This is a genomic window from Litoribacterium kuwaitense, assembly GCF_011058155.1.
Classification (GTDB): domain Bacteria; phylum Bacillota; class Bacilli; order Bacillales; family DSM-28697; genus Litoribacterium; species Litoribacterium kuwaitense.
The window spans coordinates 1-3,268 of sequence record NZ_JAALFC010000085.1 but is presented as its reverse complement, the minus strand read 5'-3'; the positions used below and the strand labels follow the sequence as shown (position 1 = coordinate 3,268).

At 36.1% G+C, this 3,268-nt stretch carries 2 protein-coding genes and 2 pseudogenes; 3 read left to right on the top strand and 1 reads right to left on the bottom strand.

The window, feature by feature from the left end; all coding sequences use genetic code 11:
* Positions 1–448: pseudogene (locus G4V62_RS18915) on the bottom strand (transposase); the annotation flags it as partial.
* Between the two features lie 236 nt (positions 449–684).
* On the opposite strand from G4V62_RS18915, the pseudogene G4V62_RS18910 reads away from it, so the two are divergent.
* From G4V62_RS18910 to G4V62_RS18900, 3 genes and pseudogenes are all read left to right on the top strand, one after another.
* Positions 685–945 (top strand): annotated as a pseudogene (locus G4V62_RS18910) (IS110 family transposase); the annotation flags it as partial.
* A gap of 144 nt (positions 946–1,089) precedes the next feature.
* On the top strand, positions 1,090–2,652 hold the full coding sequence (locus G4V62_RS18905; RefSeq protein WP_165205174.1) for an ABC-F family ATP-binding cassette domain-containing protein: 1,563 nt from the start codon (positions 1,090–1,092) through the stop codon (positions 2,650–2,652).
* 142 nt (positions 2,653–2,794) lie between these two features.
* Positions 2,795–3,268: transposase (locus G4V62_RS18900; RefSeq protein ID WP_212508853.1), on the top strand; the 474-nt coding region annotated here is incomplete at its 3' end.

Sequence of the window (3,268 nt, the reverse complement as noted above, 5' to 3'; positions counted from 1 at the left end):
AGCATAACGGGAAGCTAGCTTGCGTGACTGAAAGGTCTATGTTGGAAATTGTTTGCGCGTGTAGTGATGTCCATACATTTTCTCGATTAGAAGAGAGATTTCACTCATCGTGACACCTTTCTGAAACAGATGGATCACAAAGGCTTCCAGCGTATCGTTCGAGCGTTTGTAAGGAACGACGGTCTGTTATTTAAATTCGCCGTTGCGGTCACGGGGAATCGTAACCTGAAGATCACCGTACTCAGTATGAAGCGTTCTGACATAGGAACCATTTCGAGAGTTGCCTGAATGGAAAGCCAATCCGATCGTATTTCTCGTAGTCTAAGAAAGCTGTCAACTCTGTCGTTAGCAGTGTATTGACCGCTGTTTCCAGGTGAGAACAAAAAACCTCAGTCATATCTTGTTTTTGTACTAGAGCGTCGACAATATCTGTTGTAAACTGATTCATAGGGAAGGCCTTCTTTCTGTGAATTGGTGTGGTAACTCCGTTCTACAAGAAAAGGTCTTCCTTTTTGTATTTATTCATTTACACAAGATATTTTACGCTCTCTCAAAACAAGATGAATTAAGTAGTTTTAAAATATATCTTAATAGGTCAAGGCGCATCTATTAATCATGATAAATTAAAATGACATGCTTATTTAGATATTGAATATCTCGATATGACAAATAATGTTAATTCATCGAGATCAGCTGACCAAACAACTGATGATTATTGAAGGGCGAACCCAGAACGGTATCCAACGCTACTTTCCGGAGTTCTTCTGTGTGTTTGGAGACTGGGAAGGAAAAGCAGCCCTGTGTACACTGAGGCTCTTTCCATTCCCTTCTCAAATCCAAGGGATAACACCGGAAGATGTGTTGTCACAGTGGAAGCCATTTGTACAACGCGGTGTAGGTATTAAACGGGCCACTAAGCTTGTAGAAACCGCCAAGAAAAGCGTTTGGGATACAAATACATAATAGTTCTAAATACGGTGATCATTTGTTGAATATTGTTTCCATTTGTACAAATCTTAAATTAGATTGTAAAGTTTCTTTAAATGAAGAACATTTTATATTGCTTGCTGTTCGGAGTGAATTAATATTATGAAAATTTGCAAAGTATCGAATTTAGGGAAGATTTATGATGGTCAATGGATATTTAATAGAGTTAATTTTGAAATCGGGAAAAATGAGATTATGGGAATTATAGGAAGAAATGGGGTCGGAAAAACCACCTTATTAAAAATCTTGACTGGACAAGAAACCGCAGATAATGGTGAGATCACACTCGAAAATGGGGTTAATATTGGATATGTTGCACAAATACCTACATCGGATCAAACGGTTTATGAAGTTTTGTTAGAACCATTTAGAGAGTGTATTGAGCTCAGGAACAGATTAGAACAAATTGAAAAGGATTTATCCGCTCCCGAAAACCAGGAAAGTGATCAGCTTAACGATGTTTTAAATATATATAGCAAGATATATGATGATTTTGAAAGAGCAGGAGGATACTTATATGAATTCGAAATTGATAAAGTAGTGATCGGCTTACAATTAAATAATTTTTTGGAAAAAAAGTTCAATCATATAAGTAGTTCAGAACAAACTAAAGTAGAGCTGGCTGTAGCCTTATTGAAAAAACCAGCCTTATTGTTGTTAGATGAACCAACTAATCATTTAGATATATCAACGTTTAGCTGGTTGGAAAGATTCATAAAAAGCTATAAGGGATCCGTAATCATAGTATCTCATGACCGAATTTTTCTCAATCGAACTGTTACAAAAATATTTGAGTTAGAGGATGGTCAATTAACATCTTACATTGGTAATTATGATAATTATCAAGTTGAAAAACAAGCCCAAACACAATTACAACTTAAAAAATTTAAAGATCAAAGAAAAGAGATTTTAAGAAATGAAGAGTCTATTAATTGGTTGCACGAGAGAGGCTTTTTTAGTAGAGCGAAAAGCAAAGAGAAGTCCCTTGCTAAAATAAAACAAATAAAACAACCTATTTTAGAAAGACCTGAATTAAATTTAAATTTAGAATACGATATACCAGATGAAAACAAAATAAAAGTTAACAATGTTTTTCTGTCCCAAGAAGGAAAAACTATTCTTGATAATGTCTGCTTAAATGTTGAATCTAATGAAAAAATAGCAATTGTCGGGAAAAATGGAGTGGGCAAAAGCAGCCTATTGGGAATAATAGCAGGGATGATTAAACCCGACAAGGGCCTTATTCAAAAAGGTAGTAAAGCTAAAATAGGATTCTTGTCTACCCTTAATCCAGTAATTTCAAACAGGAGTTTGTTAGATGAGTTTAGAAGACATGTAGCTGTTGACGAAGAAATAGCAAAAGAAATTTTAGAAAATGCCCTATTTACAAAAGAAATGCTTAAAAACAAGGTTAATCAGTTAAGTGGTGGGGAGAGAGTCAGATTTCAACTGGCACAAATGGCTGCTAATAAAGTAACTATACTCATTTTAGACGAGCCAACCAATCATCTTGATATACCAACAAGAGAAATTTTGGAGAGTCAACTAAAACAATTTAGAGGAGCTATTATAGTAGTTTCTCATGATCGCTATTTCATTCGATCAGTATGTAAAAAGGTTTATTTGCTAGAAAATAAACAAATAATGGATATAGATTATTCATAATAGACTAGTATAAAATATTCCTGTTTAAGTTGTTTCCGAGAGCGTAAAATATTTTGTGTAAATGAATAAATACAAAAAGGAAGACCTTTTCTTGTAGAATGGAGTTACCACAACACCAATTCAAAGAAAGAAGGCCTTCCCTATGAATCAGTTTACAACAGATATTGTCGACGCTCTAGTACAAAAACAAGATATTACTGAGGTTTTTCGTTCTCACCTCGAAAAAGCGGTTAATACACTGCTAGCGACAGAGCTGATAGCTTTCTTAGACTACGAGAAATACGACCGGATTGGTTTTCATTCGGGCAATTCTCGAAATGGTTCCTATGTCAGAACGCTTCATACTGAGTACGGCGATCTTCAAATTACGATTCCCCGTGACCGCAACGGTGAATTTAAACAACAGACCGTCGTTCCCTACAAACGCTCGAACGATACGCTGGAAGCCTTTGTGATTCACCTGTTTCAGAAAGGTGTCACGATGAGTGAAATCTCCGAGCTGATTGAGAAAATGTATGGACATCACTACACGCCGCAAACCATTTCCAACATGACGCAGGCCATGAGTGGACAAATCGAGGCTTTTCAGTCACGCAAGCTAGCTTCCCGTTATGCA